The 23959-nt window shown below is 45.3% G+C and carries 24 protein-coding genes and 1 other annotated feature; of the genes, 14 read left to right on the top strand and 10 right to left on the bottom strand.

Annotation, left to right across the window (positions count from 1 at the left end; genetic code table 11):
- The first annotated feature begins 69 nt into the window (after positions 1 to 69).
- The 3 genes from DEF30_RS05030 to DEF30_RS05040 are packed head-to-tail and all read left to right on the top strand — an operon-like array spanning position 70 to position 2883.
- Positions 70 to 1047 carry a TIGR01212 family radical SAM protein gene (locus tag DEF30_RS05030; RefSeq protein WP_074911754.1) on the top strand — a complete coding sequence of 326 codons (978 nt, stop codon included), beginning with the start codon at positions 70 to 72 and terminating at the stop codon, positions 1045 to 1047.
- On the top strand, positions 1037 to 1756 hold the full coding sequence (locus DEF30_RS05035) for a 2-phosphosulfolactate phosphatase (RefSeq protein WP_074911632.1): 720 nt from the start codon (positions 1037 to 1039) through the stop codon (positions 1754 to 1756). The genes DEF30_RS05030 and DEF30_RS05035 overlap by 11 nt, the downstream gene beginning before the upstream one ends.
- Before the next feature lie 26 nt (positions 1757 to 1782).
- Positions 1783 to 2883, top strand: a complete 1101-nt coding sequence (locus DEF30_RS05040; RefSeq protein ID WP_294097108.1) for a histidine phosphatase family protein — start codon at positions 1783 to 1785, stop codon at positions 2881 to 2883.
- Positions 2884 to 2918: 35 nt separating this feature from the next.
- Here DEF30_RS05040 and DEF30_RS05045 read toward each other — a convergent pair whose 3' ends face one another.
- Positions 2919 to 3263: a hypothetical protein gene (locus DEF30_RS05045; RefSeq protein WP_294097110.1), complete on the bottom strand. Its 345-nt coding sequence runs from the start codon at positions 3261 to 3263 to the stop codon at positions 2919 to 2921.
- Positions 3264 to 3277: 14 nt separating this feature from the next.
- Complete coding sequence (locus DEF30_RS05050) at positions 3278 to 3754, bottom strand: hypothetical protein (protein ID WP_294097112.1); 477 nt, start codon at positions 3752 to 3754, stop codon at positions 3278 to 3280.
- A 162-nt stretch (positions 3755 to 3916) separates the two neighbouring features.
- Here DEF30_RS05050 and DEF30_RS05055 point away from each other — a divergent pair, with 162 nt between their 5' ends.
- The 8 genes from DEF30_RS05055 to DEF30_RS05090 all read left to right on the top strand — a co-directional run bounded on the left by DEF30_RS05055 (position 3917) and on the right by DEF30_RS05090 (position 13151).
- On the top strand, positions 3917 to 4141 hold the full coding sequence (locus DEF30_RS05055) for a bacterioferritin-associated ferredoxin (RefSeq protein WP_294097114.1): 225 nt from the start codon (positions 3917 to 3919) through the stop codon (positions 4139 to 4141).
- Positions 4141 to 4701: a ribonuclease domain-containing protein gene (locus tag DEF30_RS05060; RefSeq protein WP_294097116.1), complete on the top strand. Its 561-nt coding sequence runs from the start codon at positions 4141 to 4143 to the stop codon at positions 4699 to 4701. Before DEF30_RS05055 ends, DEF30_RS05060 begins: the two co-directional genes overlap by 1 nt.
- Positions 4698 to 4967 (top strand): barstar family protein, encoded by a 270-nt coding sequence (locus DEF30_RS05065; RefSeq protein ID WP_294097118.1) that lies wholly within the window; start codon positions 4698 to 4700, stop codon positions 4965 to 4967. The genes DEF30_RS05060 and DEF30_RS05065 overlap by 4 nt, the downstream gene beginning before the upstream one ends.
- 154 nt (positions 4968 to 5121) lie before the next feature.
- Entirely contained in the window at positions 5122 to 6216 is a 1095-nt protein-coding gene (locus tag DEF30_RS05070; protein WP_294097120.1) for a hypothetical protein, read from the top strand.
- A 75-nt stretch (positions 6217 to 6291) separates the two neighbouring features.
- Positions 6292 to 6525 (top strand) — a binding site (T-box leader).
- Between the two features lie 47 nt (positions 6526 to 6572).
- Positions 6573 to 9686, top strand: a complete 3114-nt coding sequence (ileS, locus tag DEF30_RS05075) for an isoleucine--tRNA ligase (protein WP_294097124.1) — start codon at positions 6573 to 6575, stop codon at positions 9684 to 9686.
- Positions 9687 to 9987: 301 nt separating this feature from the next.
- Positions 9988 to 10986 (top strand): LacI family DNA-binding transcriptional regulator, encoded by a 999-nt coding sequence (locus tag DEF30_RS05080; protein ID WP_031575047.1) that lies wholly within the window; start codon positions 9988 to 9990, stop codon positions 10984 to 10986.
- A gap of 13 nt (positions 10987 to 10999) precedes the next feature.
- Complete coding sequence (locus tag DEF30_RS05085; protein WP_294097128.1) at positions 11000 to 11497, top strand: phosphatidylglycerophosphatase A; 498 nt, start codon at positions 11000 to 11002, stop codon at positions 11495 to 11497.
- A 235-nt stretch (positions 11498 to 11732) separates the two neighbouring features.
- Positions 11733 to 13151 (top strand): MATE family efflux transporter, encoded by a 1419-nt coding sequence (locus DEF30_RS05090; RefSeq protein ID WP_294097130.1) that lies wholly within the window; start codon positions 11733 to 11735, stop codon positions 13149 to 13151.
- An 80-nt stretch (positions 13152 to 13231) separates the two neighbouring features.
- Here the strand turns inward: DEF30_RS05090 and DEF30_RS05095 are convergent, their stop codons facing one another.
- From DEF30_RS05095 to DEF30_RS05115, 5 genes are all read right to left on the bottom strand, one after another.
- Positions 13232 to 13678, bottom strand: coding sequence for a hypothetical protein (locus DEF30_RS05095; RefSeq protein WP_294097132.1), 447 nt, complete (start codon positions 13676 to 13678; stop codon positions 13232 to 13234).
- Positions 13678 to 14124, bottom strand: a complete 447-nt coding sequence (locus DEF30_RS05100) for a LytTR family DNA-binding domain-containing protein (protein ID WP_294097134.1) — start codon at positions 14122 to 14124, stop codon at positions 13678 to 13680. The genes DEF30_RS05095 and DEF30_RS05100 overlap by 1 nt, the downstream gene beginning before the upstream one ends.
- Positions 14099 to 15424, bottom strand: coding sequence for a hypothetical protein (locus DEF30_RS05105; RefSeq protein WP_294097136.1), 1326 nt, complete (start codon positions 15422 to 15424; stop codon positions 14099 to 14101). Before DEF30_RS05105 ends, DEF30_RS05100 begins: the two co-directional genes overlap by 26 nt.
- Before the next feature lie 245 nt (positions 15425 to 15669).
- Positions 15670 to 17496 carry an ABC transporter ATP-binding protein gene (locus DEF30_RS05110; RefSeq protein ID WP_366409435.1) on the bottom strand — a complete coding sequence of 609 codons (1827 nt, stop codon included), beginning with the start codon at positions 17494 to 17496 and terminating at the stop codon, positions 15670 to 15672.
- A 26-nt stretch (positions 17497 to 17522) separates the two neighbouring features.
- Positions 17523 to 19727, bottom strand: a complete 2205-nt coding sequence (locus DEF30_RS05115; protein WP_294097353.1) for an ABC transporter ATP-binding protein — start codon at positions 19725 to 19727, stop codon at positions 17523 to 17525.
- Positions 19728 to 19895: 168 nt separating this feature from the next.
- Between DEF30_RS05115 and DEF30_RS05120 the strand changes: the two genes are divergently transcribed.
- The gene (locus DEF30_RS05120; protein ID WP_294097138.1) at positions 19896 to 20339 is read left to right on the top strand and encodes a MarR family transcriptional regulator; all 444 of its coding nucleotides are present in this window, start codon (positions 19896 to 19898) and stop codon (positions 20337 to 20339) included.
- Positions 20340 to 20398: 59 nt separating this feature from the next.
- Here the strand turns inward: DEF30_RS05120 and DEF30_RS05125 are convergent, their stop codons facing one another.
- The gene (locus tag DEF30_RS05125; protein WP_294097140.1) at positions 20399 to 20572 is read right to left on the bottom strand and encodes a hypothetical protein; all 174 of its coding nucleotides are present in this window, start codon (positions 20570 to 20572) and stop codon (positions 20399 to 20401) included.
- A gap of 118 nt (positions 20573 to 20690) precedes the next feature.
- On the opposite strand from DEF30_RS05125, the gene DEF30_RS05130 reads away from it, so the two are divergent.
- The gene (locus DEF30_RS05130) at positions 20691 to 21389 is read left to right on the top strand and encodes a response regulator transcription factor (protein ID WP_294097141.1); all 699 of its coding nucleotides are present in this window, start codon (positions 20691 to 20693) and stop codon (positions 21387 to 21389) included.
- Positions 21370 to 22629, top strand: coding sequence for a HAMP domain-containing sensor histidine kinase (locus DEF30_RS05135; RefSeq protein WP_294097143.1), 1260 nt, complete (start codon positions 21370 to 21372; stop codon positions 22627 to 22629). Before DEF30_RS05130 ends, DEF30_RS05135 begins: the two co-directional genes overlap by 20 nt.
- Positions 22630 to 22722: 93 nt before the next feature.
- On the opposite strand, the gene DEF30_RS05140 is transcribed toward DEF30_RS05135, so the two are convergent.
- Positions 22723 to 23292 (bottom strand): chromate transporter, encoded by a 570-nt coding sequence (locus DEF30_RS05140; RefSeq protein ID WP_366409400.1) that lies wholly within the window; start codon positions 23290 to 23292, stop codon positions 22723 to 22725.
- Positions 23276 to 23857, bottom strand: a complete 582-nt coding sequence (locus DEF30_RS05145; RefSeq protein ID WP_294097145.1) for a chromate transporter — start codon at positions 23855 to 23857, stop codon at positions 23276 to 23278. Before DEF30_RS05145 ends, DEF30_RS05140 begins: the two co-directional genes overlap by 17 nt.
- Positions 23858 to 23959: the final 102 nt, after the last annotated feature.

Genomic DNA, 23959 nt, shown 5'->3' on the forward strand with positions numbered 1-23959 from the left:
AGCTCAAAAGGATGTATAATTTTAAGTAGATGTTTGTTTCAGATAGAAAGAAGAAAGACATGGTGCAGAATGAAAACTTGGGAAAACAAAAGATATCACAGCCTGAACGCCTTCTTAAGGGAGAAGTTTCAGGATAAAGTATATAAAATCAGTCTGGATGCAGGATTCTCCTGCCCAAACCGGGATGGAACCATCCATGGCACAGGGTGCATTTTCTGCAGCGAGCGGGGGTCCGGTGATTTTGCCGGGGACAGAAATTTCAGCATCACAAGGCAGTTTGAGGATATCCGCTGCATGATGGAGAAAAAATGGCACAGCGGAAAGTATATCGCCTATTTTCAGGCTTATACCAATACCTATGCAGAGCCGGAAGTGCTTCGGGAGAAATACCGGGAAGCCATCAGCAAGGAAGGGGTGGTGGCGCTTTCCATTGCCACAAGACCAGACTGTCTGGGAGAACCTGTGCTGGAAGTGCTGGAGGAATTCCGGGATGAAGTCTATACCTTTGTGGAACTGGGGCTTCAGACGGTATCGGATGAGACGGGCAGAAAAATCAACCGAGGGTATGATCTGCCGGTGTTTGAGGAGGCTCTGTCGAAGCTGAGAAGTAGTGGCATAGATGTGGTGGTCCACGTGATTTTTGGCCTCCCTGGTGAGAGCCTCGAAGATATGAAAGAAACGGTGCGCTATCTGGCTGCAAAGGATATCCAAGGGGTGAAGTTCCATCTTCTTCATCTCATGAAGGATACCCCCATGGTGCACCTTTATGAACGGGGAAAGCTTACGTTTCTCTCCATGGAAGAGTACGTATCCCTGGTGGCGGAGTCCATTGCCATGCTTCCGGAGTCTGTGGTGATTCACAGGACCACTGGAGATGCGCCCAGAGATCTTCTCATTGGACCTCTGTGGTCCTTGAAGAAATGGGAAGTGCTCAATGCCATTGACCAGTACTTTGTGGACCATGATCTCTATCAGGGGAAAAACTATAGAAAAAAAGAAACAAAAGAAGCGGAAATGCTTGGAACAGGAGAAAAGAATGAAGATTGATGTGATTCTGACGGGAAAAGAAGTCAGCCCAGAACAGGTGAAAGGTACTGCTGTAGTGGTGGTGGATGTCTTGAGAGCCACCTCTGTGATCATCACGGCGCTGAAAAATGGTGCAAAAAGCGTGGTTCCTGTCCAGTCTGTGGAGGAGGCTCTTCTCACAAAGAAAAAACTGGAGCAGGTGGTTCTGGGCGGTGAAAGAAAGGCCCAGAAGATTGAAGGGTTTGATCTGTCTAACTCCCCTCTGGAATATACCCATACGGCCATCCATGATAAGAATGTGATTCTGACCACCACCAATGGGACTCTGGCCATCACCAGAAGCAGTGCGGCCAAAAGAGTGCTCATCGGAGCTCTTCTGAATGCTACAGCTGTGGCAAAGGAAGCTGTAAGGGAGGACACGGACATCATCGTGGTGAACTCCGGAACCAACGGACAGTTCAGTATGGACGATTTCATCACCACAGGAGCGCTGATCCATGAGATGCTGAAGGAGAAGCCCTATGAGCTGACAGATATTGCCAGGACCTCACTTTTCATCTATGAAAGTCATCCGGACCTAATCAGTTATGTGAAAGAGGCGAAGCATTATAAAGTGCTCGAGAATCTTCAGTTGGAAGAGGATCTTGCCTACTGCTTCCAGAAAGACCTTCTGGAAGTGGTGCCCGAATATAAAAATGGTGTCATCCGTCTCAGTGAGAATGTTGTGTAGTATGGAATCATGTTAAGGAGGAGCCTATGTTTTTTCAACGTCTCTACGAACCTCAAAACCTGCCGCTTTATAGACAAAAAACCTATAGAAAAGCGGTACGTGCGGTGATCATGAAAAATGGGAAGCTTCTGATGCTTCAGACGAAAAATGGAGACTATAAGTTTCCAGGAGGTGGAGTCAAGAAAGAGGAAGAAGATACAGAGGCACTTCGACGAGAAGTGATGGAAGAGACTGGATTCTGCCTCTCACAAGTAGGAACGTATCTGGGGAAAGTACTGGAACGGAAGAAAGATGAATTTTTGGAAGATACCACCTTTGAGATGGAATCTTATTATTATCTTTGCAGCATATCCGGAGAGCAAGGCGTCCAAGCACTGGAAGGGTATGAGCTGGATCTTCAGTTCACTCCCGTTTGGGTATCCCTGGAGGAGGCCATTTCAGGCAATGAAAAAGTGCTTCAAAAAGGAGAAGACCTTCATTTCCGTTGGATTGAGAGAGAGACTGATATTTTGAAGGAGCTGAAAAGTTTGGAAAATAGAGAAGACAGAGTCACAACGGTTTATTTTGTCAGGCATGCAGAGCCTGTGCATGGTCATAAAGAAGACCGGACAAGACCCCTGACCCTAGAAGGTCACGAAGATGCTAAGAAAGTCACAGATTTTTTCAAAGAGAAAGAAGTGCACGTCTACTATTCCAGCCCGTATCTTCGGAGTAAAGACACCATCCGGGGCAGCGCAGAGGAGAAAGGCATAGGAATAGAGGAGCACTTCGGACTGAGAGAGCGGGAAAACGGAAAGAGTGAGAATAATAAAGAGATGATCAGGAAGCGCTGGGAAGATTTCCATTTCCATGAAGAAGAGGGAGAGTCCCTCACCATGGTTCAGAAAAGAAACCTGGAAGCTTTAACTGAGATTCTCCAAAAAGAAGCAGGGAAAACTGTTGTTGTGGGCACCCATGGCACGGCGTTAAGTATGATTCTCAATCACTACAATCCAGCCTTCCAGGTGGAGGATTTCTTCAGGATCATCGATTTTATGCCTTATATTGTGAAGCTTACTTTTCAGGGAGAGAAACTGGTAAGTGTCAGCGAAGAGTTCTATCTTCAAAAAACCTATAAACGATTCTAAAAAAGGATACCTGATTTTTCAGGTATCCTACATTTTTACATAAATATCGGTTCAAGACTCTCCAGGGGCAGCCAGCCGGTATTGCCGCTTTTTTCATGAATGCAATAAGCCCAGCTGTTGATGAATTTCACAAGCTCCACCACATCCCCTACGGTGACGGTAAGTTCTTTGGAACAGTAATCTTCCAGAAGTATGGACTCATCTCCAATGTCTTTCAGATATGCTCTTGGAATCCAGCCTTCTGCTAGCGTGTCATGGGACAGGCAGTAGACCCAGTTTTTCCAAACAGGATTTCCAATGTATTCTTCCAGGCGGAGAACCCGGTCATCTTTCTTGACTTCAATGAGGTTGGCTTCATTGACAATATGATTTTTCACCACAAGGTGTCTCATAGTCAGATCCCGAGAGAGAGGACAATGTCTGAGATGACAAGTTCCATCTCTTCCTGTGAGATTTTGTCGCTGATCTCGAAATAAGGAGTCAGCATGCAGTTTCTGTCAAAAAGCCGGAACAGTTCAATCATGATGGGGGAAGTCTCCGGCTCCACCCGCTGGGTATCATCTCCTTGATAAGAAAGCACGCCAAGAAAGGTGCTTCCATTTTTAACCCTTTCCATAACCTCATTGACCAGGGGGGCAAGGCTTCTTTTGATGTATTTCTCATAGTCTTCTTCCACAACTGTATTCCGATCGGTCTGATCTTTCTGGAACAGCGCATACTGCTTTTCCACATTAGGCAAAGCCACAAGATTCATAGATAAATCCATCAGATCTTTTACCACAGGCAATGGTCCCATACCAAATCTCTTCTCAACTGGGAGCATACCCTGGTCCAGAATGCTGTGGGTGACGACAAGAATTTTATCTTCCATTTGAAAACACCTCCGATGTTTGGAAAACTTAGTTTTATTATGACATTATTCTGAAAGAAACTCAATGAAGCCAGGATGACAATCCTATGAATAATTTCAGAGGTAGTAGTAGCTGCCAGAAAAAGTTATAATAGAGAAAAAGACGAAATCAGGTGAATATTGATGGACGATCAAAAACAGGAACAAATCATGGACAACATCACCAAGGTCTGTATCTGCAGAGCCATTCCCAGAAGGAAAATAAAGGATGCCATAAGACAAGGGGCAGATACGGTGATGAAAGTCAGTGAAGCGACAGGAGCCATGACAGGAGAATGCAGAGGAAGACGATGCGGCCTGAAAATTAAAGGGCTCCTTGATGGCTACAAGGAAGGAGACTGGGAGTAATGAAGAGAATCCGTAAAAAAAGTCTTTCCTTCTTGCTGGTCCTTCTGCTGTCTACATTTTTTGCAGGATGCAGCATCCTCGATGCTGTGGTGGAGGAAGCGGTAAATACACCGGGGGTATCTGAAGAAAACCCTGGTGAGTCTGAAGGTGTGGAGTCGCCGGAGGAGGAAGAACACCCGGAAACCAGTGTGAAGGAAATTACAGAAGAGGGATTCTATACCAGCAAAGAAGAGGTGGCCCTTTATCTATATACCTTCGGGAAGCTTCCAGGAAATTACCTGACAAAAAGGGAAGCGGAAGATCTTGGCTGGGAAGCCAGTGAAGGGAATCTTTGGGAAGTGACAGAAAAGATGAGCATCGGAGGAGACCGGTTCGGGAACCGGGAAGGGCTTCTTCCCAGTGCCAGCGGCAGAAAGTGGTATGAGTGTGACATCGACTATGCTGGCGGATACCGGAATGAGAAGAGGATTGTTTATTCCAGCGATGGACTCATTTATTATACGGGAGACCATTATGAGTCCTTTACTCAGCTCTATGATGCGGAAGGGGCAGTACCATGAAAAAAGTGCATTTGAACGGAAAAAGAATGATCTCAAAAGAAGTGACCCACGCATATCTCAAACGGAAGTTTGATTTCCCGGATTATTACGGAAAGAACTTGGATGCTTTGTGGGATCTTCTGACCACCCTTGGAAAAGATACGGACATTATTATTCTTCATAAGGACTGCATCCTGGAAAATCTGGGATCTTATGGAGAAGCGCTGTTGGCTCTTTTTCTGGAGCTTCCCGAAGAGACAGATCGGATCACGGTAGAAATCAGATAGTGAAGCACCGCTGGAGAGGAAATCCTCCCTGGCGGTTTTCTTTTTGCCATTTCACAAGAATCTTCTCTCCCTTTTCACATCTATCCGTTATAATGAATAGAAGAAGACAGATTCCTTATAATGAAGGAGTCAGTATAAGTCAAAGGAGAAACAGATGAATTTTAGATATAAGACCATAAGAGAACTTTTGTTACACTGTGAAATGGAGGACCTTGTCATTGCACTGGACCATTTTGATGAGGACTTCAGTGAGGAAGATCCTAGAGAAGTCCTGGTGGAGAAGCTCGAGAAAGCTCAGAAAGCCTACCCTACAGAAGCATTCTATATGCTTTCCCAGGAAGACCTTGCTCTACTAAACACAATAAAGAAAGCAAACGGCATGATCACTGTGGATATGAATGAAGAAAACCATGAACTCATGGATGCAGTGGACAGACTCCTGGATCTTTGCATCGTGACTTCAAAATTTGATGAGGATAGCGAGCTTGCGGATGTATTTGTCAGTGAAGAGTTCCTTTCTGTATTTGAATCCTATCTGGAACCGGAAAGAAGAAGCTTTGCGGGGTATCTGGATGAAGCAGCCCGTATGGTGGAAGGTGCACTGTATTACTATGGCGCTTTGCCACTAGAGAAGCTTTTTGAGCTGGTTCATACCAATCACGGCAATATGGATTTCACGTTCTTCAATCGGGTGCTGTCCTACAAACTGACCCTGGATGGGCTGTATGAGTCTGTGGACATCGGTGATACAGAGTATATTCTAGCTGCGGATTATCAGGACTTTTATGACTTAACCGAGATTTCAATGAAAGAAAAGCTCTACGGCTATCGCCCCCTCACGAGAGAAGAACTCCTTCAGGCAGGAGATCCGGACTTTGTAGAAAATGAGGAGGAATTCATGGATCTTTATCTATCCATGGAAGAAGCCGAGGTTTCAGAAGAGCTTACAGAGGACCTTTTCTATCAGGTGCCGGAAGAGGTGATCCTTCTGATGTTCCTGAACTTCACCATGGACCTGGCAAGAAAGCATCCTCATCCGGAGGTCATTGTGGAGGAGTTCTTCAGCGGTATCACCCTGAGTCAGAAGGAGAGCATCAAAGACATCCGTAAGAGATTCATGGATTATGTGAATAAAGTGGCCCGATGGAGCTATTTAGGGTATTCCTTTGACCATCATCCAAAGAAAAAGCTGGAGAACAAAAATGTAGTTTCCATGAAAGCGTATCTCGGACGTAAAAATCCATCCTAAGTTCTGGCAGATGGTGGGCTAAACAGTCAAATAAGTTGTTTGACAAGGTATAAGGCATATACTATAATTATGTGGTCAAACGCTGTGATCAGGAAGAGTATCTTCTTTATTGCCGCTTGCAGAGAGAGGTTGGATGGTGCAAAACCTTAAGCGGAGAGATGAGAAAATCACCTGGGAGCGGATCTTCTGAACCTTAAAGTAAGAAGATACGTGATTTCACGTTACGGAAATAGGATATAAAAGAAGAAGATGTTCTTCCTGTATCCGAAGATTTATATTTAGGTGGTATAGCGAGACCTCGCCCTATTTGGGCAGGTCTTTTTTATTTATTAGGGAAAGAAGGAGTTGTTGAGAGCATGTACAAAAAAGTAGAAGCGGGAAAATCTTTTGTTTCCATGGAAGATGAGATCCGTGAACTGTGGCATGAGAAAGACATCGTAGAAAAAAACTACAAACTGAATCAGGATGGGGAAGTGTTCACTTTCTTTGATGGCCCTCCAACGGCCAATGGAAAACCACACGTAGGACACGTGCTCACAAGAGTCATCAAGGATCTTATTCCACGATACAAAGTGATGAAAGGGTACAAGGTTTTAAGAAAGGCCGGATGGGACACCCATGGTCTTCCTGTAGAGCTTGAAATCGAAAAGAAGCTGGGCATCAATGGAAAAGAAGGCATTGAAGAGTATGGCGTAGAAAACTTCATCAATGAATGTAAGGAAAGTGTATTCAAGTACACCAGCATGTGGAAGGAAATGTCTGAGAAGATCGGTTTCTGGGTAGACATGGAAGATCCTTACATCACCTATAAAAATGATTATATCGAATCCGAGTGGTGGGCACTGAAGACCATGTGGGAGAAGGATCTTCTCTATAAGGGCTTCAAGGTTATGCCGTACTGCCCAAGATGCGGAACGGGTCTTTCTTCCCATGAAGTTGCACAGGGGTATAAGGACGTCAAAGACTCTACCGCCATTGCAAAGTTCAAAGTGAAGGGCACAGAAAACAAGTACATTCTGGCTTGGACCACAACCCCATGGACACTGCCATCCAATGCGGCTCTGGCTGTAAATAAGAGCTTTACGTATGTGGAAGCGAAAGTGGGAGAGGAGATCCTCATTCTGGCCAAGGAGCTTTGCGAAAAAGTTCTGGAAGGAAAAGAGTATGAGATTGTCCGAGAGTTCCTGGGCGAAGAGCTGGTAAACACCGATTACGAGCAGCTGATGCCCTTCCATACACCTGAGAAGAGAGCGTTCTTTGTGATCCACGGGGACTTTGTCACCCTATCTGACGGTACCGGTGTGGTGCATACCGCACCAGCCTATGGTGAAGACGACTATATGGTGGGTATGAAGAACAACATCCCATTCATCCATTTAGTCAATGAAGAAGGAAAGTTTGTGGATGAAGTGGAGCCTTTCAAGGGCATGGATGTCCGAAAGGCAGACAAAGCCATCCTGGACTGGCTGGAACAAGAAAACAAGCTGTTCCATACAGAGAAGTACACTCACTCCTACCCACACTGCTGGAGATGTGACACACCACTTCTTTACTATCCAAAAGACAGCTGGTTTGTGAGAATGAGCTCCTTAAGAGACAAACTTCTGGAAAACTCCAACAGCGTCAACTGGTATCCAGATAATGTAAGAACCGGTAGAATGGGCAAGTTCCTGGAGAACGTCATCGACTGGGGCATTTCAAGAGACAGATACTGGGGAACCCCGCTGCCAATCTGGGAATGCGAGTGCGGCCATAAGGAATGCATCGGTTCCATTGAAGAGCTGAAGAAAAAGGGCAAGCATGTACCGGAAAACATCGAGCTTCATAAGCCATACATCGATGAAGTGCACCTGAGCTGCGAAAAGTGCGGCGGAGACATGAAGAGAACTCACGAGGTCATTGATGCCTGGTTCGATTCAGGTTCCATGCCTTTTGCCCAGTGGCACTATCCCTTTGAAAACAAGGAAATGTTTGAGGAGAACTTCCCTGCACAGTTCATCTCTGAAGCAGTGGATCAGACCAGAGGCTGGTTCTATACTCTTCTGGCCATTTCCACAGCCATCTTTGACAGAAGTCCTTTTGAGAATGTCATTGTTATGGGCCACGTTCTGGACAAGAAGGGCATCAAGATGTCCAAGCATAAGGGCAATGTGGTAGATCCGATGAAGGTCATCAACGAGCAGGGAGCAGATGCCACCAGATGGCATTTCTACACAGCATCCATGCCATGGCTGCCCACAAGATTCTCAGAAGATGATGTGGCAGAAAGCCAGAGAAAGTTCCTGCTGACCCTTTATAACGTCTACTCCTTCTATGTACTGTATGCGGATCTGGATCAGTTCAACCCGCTGGAGTACAAGAACCATGTATCAGACAATGTCATGGACAAATGGATCCTCTCCAAGCTGAACTCTCTCGTGAAGAAAGTGACGGAAGACCTGGATGGCTACAGAATCACCCAGGCGGCGCTGTCCATTGAAGAGTTCACAGACAGCCTGTCCAACTGGTATGTCAGAAGAAACAGAGCAAGATTCTGGTCTGATGAACTGTCAGAGGACAAGATCAGTGCCTACACCACCCTGTACCATGTGCTGGTGACTCTAGTGAAGACGGCAGCGCCATTTATCCCATACCTTGCTGAAAGCATGTACCAGAACCTGGTGGTGAATCTGGACAGTACAGCAGAAGAGTCCATCCACTTCACCAGATTCCCTGAAGCAGACGAAAGTCTCATCAATGAGAATCTTGAGAAAGAGATGGGACTTGCCTACAGTCTGGTGGCTTTAGGAAGAAGTGCAAGAAACACCTCCAATATGAAGAACCGTCAGCCGCTGTCCCAGATGCTGATTTCTGAAAAGGAGCTTCCAGAGTACTATGGAGACATCATCAAGGAAGAGCTGAACATTAAGGAAGTTGTACTAGGTGCAGATTTGTCCCAGTACGTGAATTTCGAGATCAAGCCAAATCTTCCAGTTCTTGGAAAGACTTACGGCAAGATGATTCCAAAGATCAGAGCGGCCATCGGTGCCATGAACCAGATGGATCTGGCATCCAAGATTAATGGTGGTCAGGAAGTCCCTGTGGACATAGATGGGGAAGAAATCATCCTCAATGCCGAGAATCTACTGGTGACCATGCAGGGTCTGCCTGGTTATGCCTTTGCAGGTCAGGGTGAACTGGGTGTTATTTTGGACACCAATGTGACACCTGAACTGAAGGAAGAAGGGGATGTGAGAGAAATCATCTCCAAGGTTCAGAATCTCAGAAAAGAAACAGGCTTTGAAGTGGCAGATAAAATCAGACTGTATGTTGCCGGGAATGAAAGACTGGAAAGCATCATGAAGAAGTTTGAAGACCATCTGAAGAAGGAGACTTTGACAGAAGAGCTCCACTATGGTGAAGAGCATGCCTATGAGGAGTTCAACATCAATGGAGAAGCGCTTCAGATTGCAGTAGAAGTTGTGAAGTAATCTAAGGATTTTCAAGGAAACCAGCTGCTTAACAGGCAGCTGGTTTTTTGTACAGTGAAAATACAGTAAAGAATGTAAATAATTTTCATGAAACCTTTACATGATGGAGTGGAAGGTGATATGATAGTATCATTAAATGTAAAACTGGTATCGGTTTACATTTTCATGAAAAATTCAAAATTATTTCATGAAATCTATATTACAATAGAATTGGAAAGGTTTACGAAACCGGTAAATTCGCAAAGTGAATCTGAAAGTGAAATGTAAATCAATGAAAATGAATAGATGAGGAGTGGGTAAAATGGCAGCTTCAATTAAGGATGTTGCAAGAGAAGCGGGCGTCTCCATCGCCACCGTATCTCGAGTGTTAAACAATGTGGATGTAGTCAATGAGGATACAAAGAAAAAGGTGCAGGACGCCATTAAAAAGCTGAGCTACAGACCGAATATCGTGGCAAGAAGCTTAAAGACACAAAAGACAAAGACCATCGGAATTCTCGTTCCGGATGTATCTAACCAGTTCTATCCAGAAGTCGTCAGAGGGGCAGAAGACGTTGCGAATATTTATGATTACAACATCATTCTTTGCAACTCGGATTCTGATCTTGAAAAAGAAAAAGAGTACATCCGTGTGCTGAAGGAAAAAATGGTAGACGGGATGCTTTATATGAGTTCTTCCCTGGAAGGGGAGATTCTGGATCTTATCGATGAGCTGGAGCTGAAGACCGTTCTTGTGGAAACCAAGATTTCAGGTGGAAAGCTGCCAAGCGTCACCATCGACAACAAGAAGGCGGCCTATGATGCTACCAAGTATCTCATCGATAAAGGCAATAAGAAAGTTGCTTATATCGGACTCAAGAAAGACAGAAACAACGCGGTATCCAAGCGTTATAACGGATATGAGAAAGCGCTCAAGGACAGCGGCATGGAAGTGGACCCAGGCCTTGTGTACTTTGGGGATCTGAAACCTGCAGATGGATACAACGGAATCAATGTGATTTTGGAAAACCATGAAATTGATGCGGTGTTCTGCGCTTCTGACGAAGCGGCCATGGGAGCCATCAACGCATTAAGAGACAAGGGTTTAAGTTGTCCTGAAGATGTGGATGTCATGGGATTCAATGACGTAAACATGGCGGCTGTATTCTATCCAAAGCTTACCACCATTGCACAGCCAATGTATGATATGGGTTCTGTAGGTATGAGAATGCTCATCAAAGCTGTAAACAATAAGCCTCTGGAAGACAACCAGTATGTACTTCAGTACTACTTAGTGGAAAGAGACTCTGTAAAGAAGTAAGAAGGAGAGTGCCATGGCTTATAAATACAACATGGAGGAGCTCCATGAGATGACCATTAAGACTCTGGAAAGACGTGGCGTTACGTTAGAAGATATCGCAGATATCGTCATGATTCTTCAGGAGAAATACTATGAGGGCCTCACCAAAGAAATGTGTGTGGAAAATCTCAAAGCGGTTCTTCGGAAGCGTGAAATCATTCATGCGGTACTGACGGGCATCGCCATCGATGAGATCGCAGAGAAAAAGCTTCTGCCGGAACCTTTGCAGGAGATCGTGGAAAGTGATGAAGGGCTTTATGGAATAGATGAAATCCTGCCTCTTTCCATCGTCAATGTCTATGGAAGCATTGGACTGACAAACTTTGGTTATTTGGATAAAGAAAAAATCGGGATCATCAAAAAACTGGATGAGGAAAAACATGGCATCCATGTGAACACCTTCCTGGATGATATTGTTGCAGCTTTAGCTGCGGCAGCTGCCAGTAGACTCGCTCATTCAGACAGATCATAGAAGAAAAGGCTTAAGATGCACAGTGAGGACTGTGTGTCTTTTCCTTTTGTTTGGAAGCAGTACAGATTTTTCAAATCTGTATCTCTTTCTATGAAAAAATGACTGTACAGAACCGGATAAAAGTAATATCATAATGGTTATGCCTAATAAGGTACAATGATTAAATAAAAAAAATAAAACTGTGAGACATATTTTAGCGTTGCAGTTTGCCGTAAGGCCGAGGAGGATTCAAATTATGGGAGATCGTGCAAAGCTGATGAGAGAGGAGAAAATCTTCAAGCTGTTCTTGAGGTTTTCAATTCCAGCTATTTTAGGGATGATTGTCCAGTCCCTGTACAACATTGTGGACAGAATTTTTATTGGTAATATTCCTTTGGTTGGTGGACTTGCCATCAGCGGTATTGGGGTAGTACTGCCCATCACCTTTATCATCATGGGATTTGGTATGCTCTTTGGTATTGGTTCCGGAGCGAATATTTCTATTAAGCTGGGACAGAACAAGAAAGACGACGCAGAGAGAATTTTCGGAGCAGGATTTTTTATGCTGGCGGCGGCTGGCGTTGCCATTACAGTTTTTGGCCTGATCTTTTTGGAGCAGATTGTCAATCTTTATGGTGCAGATGATACCATACGAGTATACGCCAAGGATTATCTAAGGATCATCTTATACGGAAACATCTTCAATACCATCGCCTTTGGACTCAACAACATCATCCGTGCAGAAGGAAATGCGAAGATTGCCATGTATACCATGCTGGTGGGGGCCATCACCAATACGGTACTGGACCCAATTCTCATTTACGGATTCAACATGGGTGTATCAGGTGCTGCTTGGGCCACCATCATTGCCCAGTTTGCGAGCTTTGTCTGGACCATGTCCTATTTTGTCACTGGGAAGAGCATACTGAAACTGAAGAAAGAGTACATCCGTTATTCAAATTCACTGGTACTGAAGATCATGTCCATCGGAGCTTCACCTTTTGCCATGCAGGTGGCAGGAAGCGTTGTGGGAATTCTCATGAATCAGAGTCTTTCCACTTATGGTGGTTCTCTGGCCATTGGTGCCTACGCAGCCATCAACTCTGTGGTGACCCTTTTCTTTATGCCGATCTTTGGTATGAATCAGGGTCTTCAGCCCATCATTGGTTTCAATTACGGGGCAAAGAATTTCAGAAGAGTCCGGGAAGCCCTGAATGTGGGACTGATTTCTGCAACAGCAGTTTGTGTCGTTGGATTTTTGTTTGTACAGATTATGCCTGAAGTATTCATCAACTTCATCTCCAAGGATCCTGAAATCAGGACCATGGGTGTGGAAGGCATTAAAAGATTCATGCTCATGATGCCAGTAATTGGAACACAGATCATCAGTGCGAACTTCTTCCAGGCCATAGGAAAGGCTCAGAAGTCCTTCATCCTGTCCATGTTAAGACAGGTGATTCTGCTCATTCCACTGATTCTCATTCTGCCGAATTTCTTTGGACTCATGGGGATCTGGACTGCAGTGCCTATTGCGGACTTCATTGCCACCGCAGTGACCGCAGTGGTTCTCATCGCCGAAATGAAGAATCTCCATCGGGATGAACTGCAGTACCGTGAGGAGAGAAAAGATCAGATTGAAGAAAATGTGGAGAAAAAGCTTGGAGCGAGCCTTTAAGAATCTCTGAAAAATAATTGCATAGAACATAAAAGGAACAGCATCGGATGAAGCTGTTCCTTTTTTCTATTTTAAGCCATCTAAGGTTCTGTATCCTGTATCTTTTCCTGAAGAAGCCTAAGAGCGCTGTTGAATTCCTCAGCAACTCGTCTGTCATGAACATAGGACACCAGATGTACTGCCAGATTGATGATAAAAATGGTGAGTGCAAGAGATAAAGCCATGGATGGAGATGTGAGGATTCCAAAAATATACAGGTTTGAGAGGATGAGAATCTCCAGTAGTAAAAAATGCAGAAGTGACCTCAGAAGGACTTCTTTGATGCTCTGGTCTTTGTTACTGTAGAAGACCATCATGGGAAAAGAAGCGATGGCTCCGAAAATAAGAGGAGAAAAAAACGCTTCATAGCCAAAGGTCATATGAGGCTCAAAGATCAGTCCGACGATGGCCATGGCGAAGGTTATGAGAGTCACGGAGATGAAAAAACTCATCATGACTCGTTTTATCATAAATGTTTTAAAATCCATTAGAACGCACCTCCAAGTACGGCCTTTTTTAGAGAGGGCACATATTGCCTGGAAACCATGATCTTTTCCCCGTTTTTCATGTGCGCCGTGAAACGGCCATTGAGGGCCGGACTGATGCTCTGAAGCTTCAGGAGATTGATGACAAAGGACTTTCCGCATCGGATGAAATGATACTCTTTATAGAGTTCTTCTATCTGATAGAGCCGCACCTTCATCTCGTAGCTGTGGTTTTTGGTGTAGGCGAAAACCCGTTCATCCACCGCTTCAAAATAGTAGACAGCAGAGAGAGGAAAGGTGAATATCCTTTCCTCAAGAGTTCCTGTGAGTGTGGTCCCCTTTGAAAGGGCAAAGGATTTGATCTCTTCCACCTCTTTTGTGACTTCCACACATTCAATGATAAGCTGTTCCTGATCTTTCTCGTTAATTTTCCGCACTTGTACTTTCATCTAAATATTCCTTTTCAATCTGAGGCGTACCCTCATTTTTCAGATAGCTGTTGAAAAATTCCAGCACAATTTCATTCATGGTGACGATGGCAGACCTTGCATCTGCGGGGCCAATCCCCAGTTTTTCAGCAAGGATGGGGGAGAATAAGGGAAGGTCTGTGAAGTTCAGATGTCCTGTACCTCTGAAAACCGTCTCCCGGGCATCCAAGGCATGGGCAGAAGCATAGAAGTTATCATATTCATCTCCTTGGGTTTCCATGGCACTTTCGTAGTGATCTTCTGCGTATACATTCAGAAGGGGTACTGGATAGGGGGTATCATTAAGAACCACATGTCCATCTATAAAGTCCACTTCTTCGCCCAGCATGGTGCCGTCCAGAACGATCACCGCATCCACATCATTTCGTTCTCTTGCTGTCTCTGCGGAGGATGCTCCTCCCAGGGAATGACCAAAGAGCCCGATGGCATCACTGCTTAAGAGGGAGAAGGGAAGGCCTGGAGTAATGCTTCTGGTTTCACCGAGGATGGTATCCAGAAGAAAATGGGTATCTTCTGTTCGGAGCTTCATCCATTCCTTTGTGATGTGGAAGATCTCCTCTTCCCGGCTGGTGTCTTTCAGCCCATTGATCTCTACGGCTTTCTGAAGAAAATCCGGATCAGCCAGTGTGAGGGTCTTCACGGTATCCAGTGTAAAGAAAGCATGGGAGGTGTGGCTGATGCTTCCAACAACGTATCCATGGGAAGCCAGTTCCTGGAAGGTGAAGAAGTTGCTGCCGCTGAATCCGAAAGCACCATGAGAAAACAGAATGAGAGGGAACTTCCCGTTCTCCGTTTTGGGGTAGTAAAAATCCACGGTGACCTTGCGGGGCGACTTCTCATCACTGAAAGGATCCATCCGGTTCTGGTCTGTATAAGTGAACTTCTTTGTCTCCACTTCATAGGAACCACTGGCCTCTAGGGGTTCAAAAGGCGGGAAGAGAAGAAGCGGAACCAGAGAAAGGAGAAGTGTGAAAACTGCACTGGTGTAGCGGATCCCGGCTTTTACTTTCTTAAAAGGGCGTTTCTTCTTTTTCAAGAGAAGGACTCCATTTGTAAGGAGTCTTCCTGTGAGCCACAGCATCAGCGGGATAAATCGGAAGCTGTAGGGGAGAATCTTTGCGCCAAAAAGAAGCAGTAGAACCAATGTGAAAGCAGAGTAGGCAATACACTTTTCCTGAAGCAGTCTGTTCTGCTGTTTCAGGCTGAAATAAAAGAGAGCAGTTTCCAAAAGAAGCAACAGAATCCATATTACATAAAACATAATCGATACCTCCAAGTTTTTCTATGTGCTCAGTATATTCCTGAAAGAGATTGAGCTTCAAGGGAACTTGGATGAGTTGCAATGTATGGGGATAAGTTGCTTATTGTGATAAATAATAACAAAATTATATCTAATCCTATCTTCATACTGAACAATGGAATGGGATTTGTCAATAAAAAAACCGTCCTCCCACTTTAGTGGAAAAGGACGGTTTTCATCGTGATCTTGGTTCTTAGTGGAGCTTATCAGCCTTCAAACTGTGAATTATAGAGCTTCTCATAGAAGCCTTTCTTCGCAAGAAGCTCTTCATGGGTTCCGGTTTCCACGATATCCCCTTCGTTCATGACGAGGATCACATCTGCGTTTCGGATGGTGGACAGTCTGTGGGCGATGATGAAGCTGGTTCTGCCCTTCATGAGCTTTTCCATGCTTTCCTGAATGAGTACTTCTGTTCTGGTATCCACAGAGCTTGTGGCTTCATCGAGAATCAGAATGGCAGGGTCTTTCAGGAAGACTCTGGCAATGGTCAGAAGCTGTTTCTGGCCTTGGCTGATGTTGGTAGCTTCTTCATTAATCTCCATATCATAGCCGTTGGGCAGTGTTTTTACAAAGTGATGCACATAGGAAGCTTTGGAAGCTCTCACGACTTCTTCATCTGATGCATCCAGTTTTCCGTAGCGGAGATTTTCCATGATGCTGCCGGAGAAAAGCCAAGTATCCTGAAGCACCATACCGATGGAGTCTCTGAGATCCCTTCTTTTCAGGTTTTTGATGTCTGTGCCGTCCACTTCGATGGAACCGCTGTTCAGTTCATAGTATCTCATCAGAAGCTTCACGAGGGTTGTCTTACCTGCACCCGTTGGGCCGACGATGGCGACCCTTTGGCCAGGCTCCACATGAAGACTGAAGTTCTTGATGATGAGTTCATTCTCTTTATATCCGAACTGCACATTGCGGAAGGTGACTTCACCTTTCACATCCTCCTGACGGAGCGATAAAGTGCCGTCTTCTGTAATTTCCTCTTCTTCCAGGAAGGCGAAGATTCTTTCTGATGCTGCCACAGTGGACTGCAGAACGTTTGAAATCTGAGCCACTTGAGCTATGGGCTGAGTGAAACGTCGGATGTACTGGATAAAGGCTAAGATGTCTCCGACGGAAATGGCTTTGATGATGGCCAGGTACCCACCTAAGATGGAAACAAACACATATCCGAGGTTACCTACAAACATCATGACCGGCTGAGTGAGTCCAGAGAAGAACTGGGATTTCCAGGCGGAATCCTTCAGGTCCTCGTTGATCTCCGTGAACTCTGATACCGCTTTTTCTTCCCGGTTGAAGGCTTTCAGGATGATGTGTCCACCAAAGGCTTCCTCCACATATCCGTTGGCTTTACCAAGAAGCTCCTGCTGCTGTTTGAAAAAGCGCTGGCTTCTCTTGATGATGGTGACCATGAGTCCCATGCTGATGGGGAGAATGAGCAGTGCGATGAGGGTCATTGGTACAGAGATGGAAATCATCATCACAAGGATACCCAAGATGGTGGTGATGGAAGTGATGATCTGGGACAGAGACTGATTCAGGCTCTGAGACACCGTATCCACATCATTGGTCATGCGGGAGAGGACATCTCCATGGCTGTTCTTGTCAAAATAACTAAGAGGCAGCCGGTTGATTTTCTCTTCGATGGATTTTCTTAAGTTATAGGAGACCTTCTGCGCAACGCCAGCCACAATATAGCTCTGGATAAAGCCCAGTATGCTGGATATGACATAGACGCCCAAAAGGAGCAGCAGTGTTCTTTGGATGCCTTCAAAATCAATACCGGGACCTCCGGTGATCTTGCTTAAAAGCCCTTCAAAGATCTTAGTGGTGACATTTCCAAGAATTTTAGGTCCGGTGATGCCGAAGATGGTGCTGCCGATGGCAAACCATACCACTAAAATAAGAGGTAAAAAGTAGGGCCTCAGAAAGTCTTTCAGCTTTCCAAAGGTCTTCTTGAAGTCTTTCGGTTTATCTCCCATGGGCATTCCATGGCCCATGCCAGGACCTCCAGGTCCTCGGGGAGCTTTCATTTGTGTATTTCTTTTTTCATCTTGCATTATGCCAGCTCCTCCTTTGTCATCTGTGAGGAAGCAATTTCCTGATAGACACTGCAGCTTCTCATGAGCTCCTCATGGGTGCCTTGTCCGGCAATTTTTCCTTCGTTCAGTACAATGATCTTTTCTGCGGTTTTGATGGTGCTGATTCTCTGAGCTACGATGAGCACCGTGTTGTTCACTTCTTTTTTCAGCTGAGCTCTCAGGGCTGAATCTGTTTTATAGTCCAGAGCCGAGAAACTGTCATCAAAGATGATGGCTTCCGCGTCCGTTGCCAGAGCTCTGGCGATGGAAAGTCTTTGTCTTTGGCCACCGGAGACATTGGCGCCTCCCTGGGCAATACCAAACTGATAGCCGTCTTCTTTGTCCAGGATGAAGTCTTCCGCCTGGGCAATTCTTGCCGCCTTTTTCATGGCTTCATCAGAAAGATTGGCATCACTGTATTTGATGTTGGACTCCGCAGTGCCGGAGAACAGAATGCCCTTTTGTGGCACATAGGCGATTCTTGATCGCAGATCCTTCAGCATCAGATCTTTGATGTTGACTCCGTTTAGAAGAATTTCTCCTTCGGTGGCGTCATAGAATCTTGGAATCAGATTCACCAGCGTGGACTTTCCAGAACCGGTGGATCCGATGAAAGCGGTGGTCTCTCCAGGTTTTGCAGAGAAGGTGATATTTTCCAGCACATAATCTTCTGCCCCTGGATACTTGAAGGAGACATTCCTAAATTCAATCTCTCCCTTCATACCTTTTTCCATGGCCATGGGCTGGAGAGGGTCTGTGATGCTGAGATCTTTATCAAGAACTTCTCCGATTCTGTTCATAGAAACGGAAGCTCTTGGCAGAATGATGGAGACCATGGAAAGCATCAGGAAGGACATCATAATCTGCATGGTGTACTGGATATACGCCATCATATCGCCCACCTGCATATTGCCCAGGTCCACTTCATAAGAGCCTACCCAGACGATGAGAATACCCAGGGCATTCATGATGAGCATCATGAGAGGCTGCATGAGAGACATCATTCTGGAGATGAAGAGATTTGTTTTGGTGAGGTTCTCATTGGCTTCCTCAAATTTTTTCTCTTCATGACGTTCTGTGTTAAAAGCACGGATGACCATGAGACCCACCAAGGAGTCTCTGACCACCATATTCACTTTATCCACCAGTTTCTGGAGGGATTTGAACTTGGGCAGAGCTACGGTAAACATGGTGACCACAAGGATCAGAATGCCTAGAACGCCAACAGCGATGACCCAGGCCATGGACTGATTGGTTCTTAGAGCTTTGATGATACCGCCGATACCAAGGATTGGAGCAAAGAACACCATTCTCAGAAGCATTACGGTGAATATCTGCACCTGCTGGATGTCGTTGGTGCTTCTTGTGATGAGAGAGGCTGTGGAAAATTCGTTGTACTCCTCATTGCTGAAGGAAGCTACTTTCTTAAAGAGAGACAGTCTCAGATCTCTGCCAAGGTAGGCAGAAACCTTACTGGAAATATAAGCCACCAGGACAGCAACCACCATGGCTAGAAGCGCAAGACCCACCATTTGGAGTCCAGCGGTGATCACGTAGCTTGTTTGGATCTTTCCGATGTCTCTTCCAAGGGTCTCGTATTCTCCTTTGACAAACTGTGTTGCAGTCTGGTCCTGAATGCTTTTTGGCAGAGCATCCAGAGCGCTTGTGATTTTACCGAGGATCTCAGACCTTTGGGCTTCTGGCATCATCTTCAGCGCTTCCAGCGGCGTCATGCCTTCCGGAAGGTTTGCGAAGGCATCCCCGGCAATGGGATTGTTTTCTCCCGTTTCTCCCTGGAGGCCGGAAGCCATGACCAGGTAAGGGGTGAGGTAGGACAGGCTATCTTCGGAGGTTTCTCCCTCTACCAGCACGTAGTCTGAGCCTGAGGCCAGATTGGGGTAAAGCTTCTCTAATGAGGCATCTCCCCCATCATAGAGTGCATAGTCTTCCTTGAAAGAGGTCAGATCTTCAGGAGACATGAGAAGAGTCAGAATCTCTCTTTGCTCTCCGGATAAGACTTCAGGATAAGTTTTTTCAATCCCTCCCTGCTGGATTCCCACGTTGACGATTCTGGACATATAGTCCGGAAGCGACAGCTCAAGAGAAGCCTGAGCAAAGAGGAGTGCAATGATGATCAGTATATGCACGCTGTATTTTTTAAGGAACTGCATGAGTTTCAGCATGAATCGGGTCACTCCTTTGGCTTTCATTTGTTACTTCTTTTTGTATCTTACTCATTATATTTTAGAGAAAGTTATAAGTCAATAATAATTATGAATTCATAAATAAACCTTGAAGTCTTACATTTTTTCTTTATAATAGAGTATAGAAGAAAAAAAGGAGATGGGCAGTTGGACAGGCAAGAGATCATCTGTGAAACAGGAGAATATATATTTCATGTGAATATGCTGATGCACAGCAAGCTCATGAACTTTCAGAACATGGCAAAGATCTCGGATCTTCCGCCCAGCCATATCAAGGTGCTGTTTTTCCTGAAAAAGATGGGAGAAAAAACCATGAGCGAGCTGGCCAAGATCATGGAGGTGTCGAAACCGAACCTTACGCCCATTGTGGACAGGCTGCTGGAAGAAAAGCTCATTATACGGAAAGAAGCGCAGAAAGACAGAAGAAAGCTGGTGGTGGAAATCACAGAAGATGGAGAAGCGTTCATCCATATGCTCCACGAAAAAGCAAAAGAAAAGCTTGGAGAGAGGCTTTCGGAAATGTCAGAAGATGATCTTCTGAAGCTTCATGAGGCAACCAAAACCTTACAGGATGTGCTGAAGAAATTATAGGGATGAAAAAAGAGGAGAGAAAGCGTGAAGCGTTCTGTCCTCTTTTAGATTCTCATATCTTAGATGCCCAAAGCATCCAGGAACGGACCCAGATCGATGAATCCTTGCATGTCCATATAGTACAGTGCAAAAAGAATGATGATGGCGGTGAGCACAAACTTAAATGCTGATTTTACGATCTTAAGCACCGTCACCACAGCAATGACAGCCAGCAGTATTATGAGATAATCCATGGCGCGAGCCTCCTTTAAGAGAAGTTTAATTATGAAAGGATATAATCCATTATAACATGAGGTTTCTGAAAATCTTTGCATTTTCTAGAGACAGGAAGGATATAGAGGTGAAAGTAAAATGAAAATGCTCATCATTGAAGATGATAAGCTCTTGGCAGAATCCATCAAAGACTATCTGAAGGACAGTTTCTCTGTGGACCTGGCCAAGGATGGCGAAGAAGGCCTCTATGAGGCGGAAAAAGATATCTATGATCTGATTCTTCTGGACATCATGATGCCGGAAATGAATGGCTATGAGGTGCTGGAAGCGTTAAGAAAGCAAGGCATCTCCACGCCGGTGATCATGATTACCGCCAAGGATGGTCTGGAGGACAAGATCAAAGGACTGAAACTGGGCGCCGATGACTACATTGTGAAACCATTTTTCAGAGAAGAGCTTCTGGCAAGAGTGGAAGCGGTCCTAAGAAGAAGCGGAAGGCTTCTGGATATTGCCACCATCAAGTACCGGGACCTCACCTTAGAGAGGAAGACCAAGAGAGTATTTTTGAGAGAGAAGGAGATTTTCCTTCAAGGGAAGCAGTATGATCTTCTGGAGTATCTCATCTCCAATAAGGACACCATCCTCACCAAAGAACAGATCTTTGACAGAATCTGGGGCTTTGATTCTGACACCATGGTCAGTGTGGTGGAAGTTTATGTGTCTAATCTCCGTAAAGCGCTGAAAAACTATGGGTATTCTTTACCAATCAAGACAGTGCGGGGCTTAGGATACATGTTTTCTGTGGAGGAAGAGTCTGATGAAGAAGAAAAAGCTTAGGATTCTTCTGACGTATGCGTCCATATTTTTTGTGATCATCTGCCTTTTCTCCATGAGCATCTTTATGTTTGTGTCCCACAATCAGATGAAGAAGGTGGATACAGACCTGCAGCTTTTTAAAAATGCAATTGTAAGGGTATATGACAATGACCTTCATGTGGCACTGCCGCTGAATCCTAAGACTATCACCATTGTCCGAGAAGAAGATGGAAAGCTTGATATGAGATTTCCTGTATCGGAGTTTTATGAAGAGTCTTTAAAGATGTTTGAGGCATTTCCACTGGATGAAGTGAAAACCGTTGCCTATAAAGGGGGCCACTACAGGACCACCAGGTTCCAGCTGATGCTGGGGGAAGAAGTCCGGGACGTGCAGGTGCTTTATAACATCGATTCGGATATTAGGGTTCTGAACAGCTTAAAGAGCATCCTTGTGAATGGAAGTATTCTCATTATTTTTGCGTCCATCATGATCAGCTATGTGCTGGCCAACAGGACCATCAAGCCCATGAAAGAGTCCATTGAGAAGGAGAGAGCTTTTCTTCAGGATGCTTCCCATGAGCTGAGAACCCCCATTGCGGTGATTCAAAGCAGACTCGAGGGACTTCTTCGGAATCCAGAAGAGAAGATCATTGACCGGTATGAGTATATCGAGCCTGCTCTTCGGGAGAGCAGAAGAATCTCCAGAATGGTTTCCAATCTTATGATCCTTACCCGTGCGGACGCGGGAGCGACTTTAGATAAAATGGAAAGGTTTGACCTTCGGAAGCTTGGCGATGACATTGCCATTATTTATGGGGAGTTTGCAGCCATTCAGAACAAGAAGTTTGTTTATACACCCAAAGAAGAAGTGATCATTGAAGGAAACTATGAGAATCTTCATCAGCTTCTGATCATTCTCATGGACAATGCTTTAAAATACACCAAGGATGAAGGGGTCATTGAGCTTTCCATCACCTCCTCCAAGGACAAAGGCATCATTCGGGTGCTGGACAATGGCGTGGGCATCAAGGAAGAGAACCTTGATAAAGTGTTTACCCGGTTCTTCCGGGAGGATAAAGCGAGAAACAGAAACAATGGCGGCACAGGCCTTGGTCTTTCCATCGCAAAATGGATCACAGACTGCCATGGCGGCACCATAAGGGCAGAACGTCGCAAAGAAGGCGGCACCATGATTGAGGTGCAGCTGCCGAAAGAAAACAAACTGAAAATAGGAAAAAACAGTTCCGAAAAGGAATCATAAGAAGAAAAAAGCAAAGCACTCTATAGAATGGGCGACCATCTGTAGAGTGCTTTTTGCAGCATCTGCTCATATAGATAGGATCCTTTCAGTGCGTCAGGAAAAGAGAACGTAGGAGAGGCCGCCAATGAGCCCTGTGAGCCCAATGATGAACAAGGGACTCTTTTTATAACGGACCAGTAGGAAAAAGGAAGCGATGAGAAGAAGCAGAGAGAACCCACTGAAGTTCTGAAGGCTGAGAGCTTCCTGAGGTGTCTTTTTCAAAGCGACCGTTACAATGGCAAAGCCTGCTGCACCGATGAGTGCTGCAGAAGCTGGACGGAGCCCCCGAAGCACTTTTGCTAGCACAGGCAGATCTCTATACTTGTGATACAGTGACGCAAGGACAAGGACTAAGACAACGGAGGGGAAGATGACACCAAGGGTTGCAGAGATTGCACCAAGCGGTCCCGCCACCTTGGTGCCTACAAAGGTGGCAGAATTTACAGAAATGGGACCAGGAGTCATTTCTGCAATGGTGATGAGATCCACAAATTCAGAAAGCGCCAGCCATCCCTTCACCCGAACCGCCTGGTTTTCAATGAGGGGAAGGGCTGCCATACCTCCACCAAAACTGAAGAGGCCGATTTGGGCAAAACTGAGGAACAGTTCAAGATACAGCATCATGGGATTCACCTTCCTTATTTATGGAGAGATCTGGCAGAAAGCCAGCCAGTGCAGAGAGAATGAGTACAGGCAGAATGGGCACTTGAAACAGAATCACCAGGAGTAAACTTGTGAAAAGAATCAAGGCAGATGTCAGGTTTTTCGATGTCAGGATGCTTCTAGTCATGGTATACACCACATGAAGGATGATGGCGGCAACCCCAGCCTGCATGGTGGAAAGGACTGCGGCAACCAGAGCATTGTCCCGGAAGGAAGCATAAAATAGAGATAATAGAGAGAGCAGAAGAAGTGGGGGAAGAATGGTGCCGAGTACTGTAACAAGAGCTCCTTTGATGCCTTTCAGCTTGTACCCCAGAATCACAGAGGTGTTTACGGCAAGAGCGCCGGGAGAAGACTGGGCAATGGAGATCATGTTAAGCATTTCCTCATCGTCGATCCACTTCAGTTCCTCTACAAATTTCTTTCTCATGAGGGGCACGATGACATAACCTCCGCCAAAGGTAAAAGCGCTGAGCATAAAGGTTGAGGTGAACAGGGTTATATATAAATTTTGTGGTTCTTTCATGAGAATCCCTCCTCTTTTTTGTTTCTTCCATGATACTCCTTGTAGATGTATAAGTGAAATAGTATAATTTATGAATAATCATAACGAAACTGTTATAGAGGT

Source organism: Proteiniclasticum sp., from assembly GCF_003514505.1.
In the GTDB taxonomy this organism is placed as follows: Bacteria; Bacillota; Clostridia; order Clostridiales; family Clostridiaceae; genus Proteiniclasticum.

What these genes read in the sequence shown, in the direction of transcription:
- DEF30_RS05030 (WP_074911754.1), top strand. Translation starts at nt 70, where the DNA reads ATGAAAACTTGGGAAAACAAAAGATATCACAGCCTGAACGCCTTCTTA.
- DEF30_RS05035 (WP_074911632.1), top strand. Translation starts at nt 1,037, where the DNA reads ATGAAGATTGATGTGATTCTGACGGGAAAAGAAGTCAGCCCAGAACAG.
- DEF30_RS05040 (WP_294097108.1), top strand. Translation starts at nt 1,783, where the DNA reads ATGTTTTTTCAACGTCTCTACGAACCTCAAAACCTGCCGCTTTATAGA.
- DEF30_RS05050 (WP_294097112.1), bottom strand. Translation starts at nt 3,754, where the DNA reads ATGGAAGATAAAATTCTTGTCGTCACCCACAGCATTCTGGACCAGGGT.
- DEF30_RS05055 (WP_294097114.1), top strand. Translation starts at nt 3,917, where the DNA reads ATGGACGATCAAAAACAGGAACAAATCATGGACAACATCACCAAGGTC.
- DEF30_RS05060 (WP_294097116.1), top strand. Translation starts at nt 4,141, where the DNA reads ATGAAGAGAATCCGTAAAAAAAGTCTTTCCTTCTTGCTGGTCCTTCTG.
- DEF30_RS05065 (WP_294097118.1), top strand. Translation starts at nt 4,698, where the DNA reads ATGAAAAAAGTGCATTTGAACGGAAAAAGAATGATCTCAAAAGAAGTG.
- DEF30_RS05070 (WP_294097120.1), top strand. Translation starts at nt 5,122, where the DNA reads ATGAATTTTAGATATAAGACCATAAGAGAACTTTTGTTACACTGTGAA.
- ileS (WP_294097124.1), top strand. Translation starts at nt 6,573, where the DNA reads ATGTACAAAAAAGTAGAAGCGGGAAAATCTTTTGTTTCCATGGAAGAT.
- DEF30_RS05080 (WP_031575047.1), top strand. Translation starts at nt 9,988, where the DNA reads ATGGCAGCTTCAATTAAGGATGTTGCAAGAGAAGCGGGCGTCTCCATC.
- DEF30_RS05085 (WP_294097128.1), top strand. Translation starts at nt 11,000, where the DNA reads ATGGCTTATAAATACAACATGGAGGAGCTCCATGAGATGACCATTAAG.
- DEF30_RS05090 (WP_294097130.1), top strand. Translation starts at nt 11,733, where the DNA reads ATGGGAGATCGTGCAAAGCTGATGAGAGAGGAGAAAATCTTCAAGCTG.
- DEF30_RS05095 (WP_294097132.1), bottom strand. Translation starts at nt 13,678, where the DNA reads ATGGATTTTAAAACATTTATGATAAAACGAGTCATGATGAGTTTTTTC.
- DEF30_RS05100 (WP_294097134.1), bottom strand. Translation starts at nt 14,124, where the DNA reads ATGAAAGTACAAGTGCGGAAAATTAACGAGAAAGATCAGGAACAGCTT.
- DEF30_RS05105 (WP_294097136.1), bottom strand. Translation starts at nt 15,424, where the DNA reads ATGTTTTATGTAATATGGATTCTGTTGCTTCTTTTGGAAACTGCTCTC.
- DEF30_RS05110 (WP_366409435.1), bottom strand. Translation starts at nt 17,496, where the DNA reads ATGAAAGCTCCCCGAGGACCTGGAGGTCCTGGCATGGGCCATGGAATG.
- DEF30_RS05115 (WP_294097353.1), bottom strand. Translation starts at nt 19,727, where the DNA reads ATGCTGAAACTCATGCAGTTCCTTAAAAAATACAGCGTGCATATACTG.
- DEF30_RS05125 (WP_294097140.1), bottom strand. Translation starts at nt 20,572, where the DNA reads ATGGATTATCTCATAATACTGCTGGCTGTCATTGCTGTGGTGACGGTG.
- DEF30_RS05130 (WP_294097141.1), top strand. Translation starts at nt 20,691, where the DNA reads ATGAAAATGCTCATCATTGAAGATGATAAGCTCTTGGCAGAATCCATC.
- DEF30_RS05135 (WP_294097143.1), top strand. Translation starts at nt 21,370, where the DNA reads ATGAAGAAGAAAAAGCTTAGGATTCTTCTGACGTATGCGTCCATATTT.
- DEF30_RS05140 (WP_366409400.1), bottom strand. Translation starts at nt 23,292, where the DNA reads ATGATGCTGTATCTTGAACTGTTCCTCAGTTTTGCCCAAATCGGCCTC.
- DEF30_RS05145 (WP_294097145.1), bottom strand. Translation starts at nt 23,857, where the DNA reads ATGAAAGAACCACAAAATTTATATATAACCCTGTTCACCTCAACCTTT.